6 protein-coding genes and 1 pseudogene are annotated in these 4112 nt (G+C 41.8%); all 7 read right to left on the minus strand.

Translation table 11 applies throughout. The annotated features are described in order from the left end of the window. Positions 1 to 552: 552 nt before the first annotated feature. Positions 553 to 849, minus strand: coding sequence for a type II toxin-antitoxin system RelE/ParE family toxin (locus G493_RS0126960; RefSeq protein ID WP_028582835.1), 297 nt, complete (start codon positions 847 to 849; stop codon positions 553 to 555). Continuing rightward, the gene (locus G493_RS0126965; protein ID WP_028582836.1) at positions 846 to 1127 is read right to left on the minus strand and encodes a type II toxin-antitoxin system Phd/YefM family antitoxin; all 282 of its coding nucleotides are present in this window, start codon (positions 1125 to 1127) and stop codon (positions 846 to 848) included. Before G493_RS0126965 ends, G493_RS0126960 begins: the two co-directional genes overlap by 4 nt. A gap of 92 nt (positions 1128 to 1219) precedes the next feature. Further along, on the minus strand, positions 1220 to 1369 hold the full coding sequence (locus tag G493_RS33710; protein ID WP_153306694.1) for a hypothetical protein: 150 nt from the start codon (positions 1367 to 1369) through the stop codon (positions 1220 to 1222). Between the two features lie 583 nt (positions 1370 to 1952). Next, positions 1953 to 2219, minus strand: coding sequence for a hypothetical protein (locus G493_RS0126975; RefSeq protein ID WP_028582837.1), 267 nt, complete (start codon positions 2217 to 2219; stop codon positions 1953 to 1955). A gap of 155 nt (positions 2220 to 2374) precedes the next feature. Continuing rightward, positions 2375 to 2782: an IS1096 element passenger TnpR family protein gene (locus G493_RS0126980; RefSeq protein ID WP_028582838.1), complete on the minus strand. Its 408-nt coding sequence runs from the start codon at positions 2780 to 2782 to the stop codon at positions 2375 to 2377. Positions 2783 to 2927: 145 nt separating this feature from the next. Next, a complete protein-coding gene (locus tag G493_RS31595; RefSeq protein ID WP_153306695.1) occupies positions 2928 to 3857 on the minus strand; it encodes a reverse transcriptase domain-containing protein in 930 nt (309 codons plus the stop codon). Further along, positions 3787 to 4112 (minus strand): annotated as a pseudogene (locus G493_RS33800) (hypothetical protein); the annotation flags it as partial. The pseudogene G493_RS33800 and the gene G493_RS31595, both read right to left, overlap by 71 nt.

Here is a 4112-nt window from a genome sequence, read left to right on the forward strand (position 1 = left end):
ATATATATTTCCTTAAAGAGACGGGCTTGTCCAACCACGGATAAGATTGTGGTTCGTTCGTTCCTCACTCACACAATCTATCCTTATTCGTTAGCAACAATATTTAATATTCAATAAAGAATTGTCTGTTCAGTAATGCAGGTATTGATATTGAAAAAAACAATATTGGTATTCCAATTGCTGGTGGCAATGATATACCAATGAAAAAGCCAAATATTAGGCATGTTATCAATAATCGTTTTGTTCCAATATTCAGCCGTAATATAGCATGACAGTTATGGCATTTTATTTTTTCACGAAAAATAAAATATAAAACATTTACAATACCAAAAATCAATGGAACTGCATTTTTTTTACATCTTGGGCATTTAAAGCTTCGATCCATTGTCTTTGGGTCTTAAAGTAAGGTTTTGTCGTAGTATTTTAATCGTAAATTTAATGGCATGTTTGTCAGACACTTCGATTTTTGGTTGTTTTGATACTAACGCTCACCTCACCGGAAAACAAAAGCAGAGCAAAGCGACGCTTTTGGTTTTCCGGTGCAGATGCTTGTTATGCCAATATTTCTTCAATTGGCAGTAATTGCTTACCATGGCGAACGGTCAAAATAGATATTCGTTTTTCTTCAATCCGATACACTATTCTGTAATTCCCATAGATTATTTCTCTATATTGATCTTTGTTGATTTCAGGAACAATTCTTCCTGATTTAGGAGACGATGCTAAACTTTCAACTTTTGAAAATATTTTGTCCACCCAATTTTCAGCGGCAGTTTGTTTATCTTTTGCTATGTAGTTTGCAATTTCGGCTACTCTATCGATAGCCAATGGAGACCAGATTATTTTCATTCAAAAATCCGTTGCATAATCATTTCTTTTGCTTCATCGTGTTCGACTCCTTCTCCATTGTCTATCTGGTTGATTGAAGTTTGTATGTCTGTCAGAAGCTCCATCTTTTCTTGCATTGACTCATATTCATTGACATCTAAAAGAACTGCAACCCCTTTTCCATGCTGGGTAATGACAACCGGCCTTTTGGTATCGTGAACTTGTTTAATAAATGATGCAATCCCGGTTCGAACTTCCGAGAGAGGTTTAATATCTTGGTCGATCCTTAATCTTTGCATTGCATATCTCCTTATTATTTTTTGTACATTTTAACGTACTATATTTGGATACGCAATGTATTTTTTGAGGGCAATCGAGGTAGAACGGCCAGTTACCCGACCGTCCCCTCGCAGATCCCTGCGTGCGGTTTTCCCACACAGGGCTCATCAATAGTATTCGCTTCGTACAGAAGCAGTTTAGCTTCCTTTGCTATCCCCCGCAGTGAGGTTTGCATATGTTCATCAGCCTGTCTTATCTGCATATGTTTCCTTTGCGAGCTACATACTACCGTCATTCCCTTCCCCATGTGATCGGCCCTACCGTCTCAGAGTACTATGGAATGATCTGACTCCCTTTTACCCATCAGATGCTCTTCTTGTGGTTGATACATCTTACCTCCGTTTTGAGAGGAGATAAAAGGGCCTCCCAGGTAAGCGTAGACTCCGGGTTCCTGACACTTCTCTCATTACATGCCACGCTCTAGGACCCCGGCAGTCCCTCCGGAATCTTGCCATTGCGATTCCTTTGTTCTGGCTTCCGATACGTTAAAATCGTCGCCAACTGCATTTTACTCTGACGAGGCTGAATTGCTTAAGGGAGGTACGTCTCCCCTGCGGCCTGCAATGTTCCCTGTGTACGCTTCACGACTGTTGTTCGCCAGATGGCTCCGCGAGTCGCGCAACACTCGGTACGGGCTGCTGGCTAGGCTTTACCCGACAGGGACTTCCTGCTTTATAGCAGGTCACCCTGCAAGAAGCGCCAAGCTGCGCCTGGCGCACTAACGGTAAGTTCTGCGGGCCGCGCTGTTTGCGGGTCCGCAGAAACGTTTTGATATGTCTTTTATATTATTGTTTTTTATATTTCGTGTTAAGAGCAAGCAACCTAATTATCAGATTATAGCCAATATCAGCTAATTCAGACTCTGACAAATTTTCAATATATTTTGCTTTTATTTCCTTCCAAGTAAAGACTACATTATGCTCCCAACTTTCTGATGTTTTTCCGTTTATATTTATTACATCGTCGAGTATTAAGGTGAATGAATCATTATTTTCTTCTCTTAGACTGCAAACAACCCCATTTTTTGCTCTAACACCATCATCTGTTTTCATACTGTGAGGCCATTTTTCTTTTGGGACATATCGTAGAGTTGAGGGGCGGCAAAATCTAAGGGTAAACTTCTTAGAAAGGTAGCCTTCAAGTTACCGTTTATTTTTTTAATGCCGCGAAATTAAAGCCGTCCCTCTCGAACATTTTGTTGTGCAAATTATTCTTCGAATCCAGAGTATTGGACTGGCTTCTTGCCAGATTCTTCAATTAATATAGGATATTCAACCCCAGTTAATGGTTCAAAAGGTTTTTTCCTTGTTCGTGTAATTTTGAATACCCAATGATCTCCATAGTCAAATAAGTAAAACAGACTATCCCCTTTTTTTAACGGATATAGCATATCCAACGTAGTTTCATATATTAAGTCATCTTCATCACTATATCGAGTTCTTTTATGACTACGTTCATTGCGAGAAGTATAGAATTCGTAAAGATGATCATTGTCGAATTGAACATATTCTTGGATCGCAAAATGTAATTCATCAAGCGTTGATGATGAATCTATTTCTATTTTTGATTCCCAGCTAATCTCATCACAATATCCTGACCATAGTACGACTTTCATTGTCCAAATCATATTTTGTTTTATCTCATGTTTTTTATGCAATCGAGGTAGAACGGCCAGTTACCCGACCGTCCCCTCACAGATCCCTGCGTGCGGTTTTCTCGCACAGGGCTCCTCAATAGTATTCGCTTCGTACAAAAGCATTTCAGCTCCAGTACCCTGTTATCCGGGGACGAGGAATCGAGAAACTCTGTAAAAGCCCCTCGAATCCCCGCCAATGAAAACTTTTCCGCTGGCTTCTCCTGTTCAACCACTTAAATACAGTCTTGCAACTGTAATTGTAGAAAGAACTGATCTTCTCAAAGTTACCACTGACACCATAGTAGTTGTAGTGCCCTTGGAGTTTTGCCGCAAATTGCTCCATGATATCAGTGAGGTCCGAAATACACCGATTGCCTTTGATCCATGCCTTCATGTTTGACATTGCCTGTTGGAATTTCTTCCGGGCTGTCACCATCTTTACCAGAGGTTTCTTTTTCCTGCTGAGTATCCAGCGATACTCAAAACCAAGGAAGACAAAGCTCTCGCTTCGTGTCGTTTCGAACCTGGTAAATTTGATGGTCTTTGTTTTATCTGGTGCAAGCTCCAGGTTGAACTTGCCCAAACGTTGAGGGAGTTCACGCTCCACCTTCTTCAATTCATCGCGGTACTGAAAACAGTACACATAATCATCGGCAAACCGAATTAGGTATACGTCTCCCCGGCATCCTGGTTTGACGATTTTCTCAAACCAGAGATCTAGGGCATAATGGAGATAAATATTGGCCAGGACAGCGGAGACTATTCCGCCCTGAGGCGTTCCTGTGACGGGCAATATTACCTTGCCGTCTACCTCAAGAATACCTGCTTTGAGCCATTTCCTCACAAGGTTGAGAAATGACTGATCATTGATACGCTGCTCCAACATGCGCAGCAGCCAATCATGGTTAAGATTATCGAAAAAGCCTTTAATATCTGCATCCAGCACCCATCTGAATTTTCCACGATGGATGCGTTGACTCAACTCAAGGGCCGCAGAGCGAGGACCTTTGCCGCGACGATACCCATTGACTACAGGGGAGAAAATCCTGTTCAAATATTGCTGACAGGATCTGCGCTGCGCAATACTGCACAAGTTTATCGCCGGTTTGTGGAATACCCAAAGGACGTTGTTTGCCTCCAGGCTTTGGAATGTATTGCCTGCGAACAAGTCCAGCCTTGTAGCGTTTTTCTTTCAGCGCTTCTGTTATCCGGCCGATGTTGCCATCCAGATCAGTTCCAAATTCTTTCCAGTCTACGCCGTCAACTCCTGGAGCTGACTTGCGGTTAAGTTGATCGTAGCACCAACGAA

Origin of the sequence: Desulfogranum japonicum DSM 18378 (assembly GCF_000429945.1) — a bacterium.
GTDB lineage: Bacteria > Desulfobacterota > Desulfobulbia > Desulfobulbales > Desulfobulbaceae > Desulfogranum > Desulfogranum japonicum.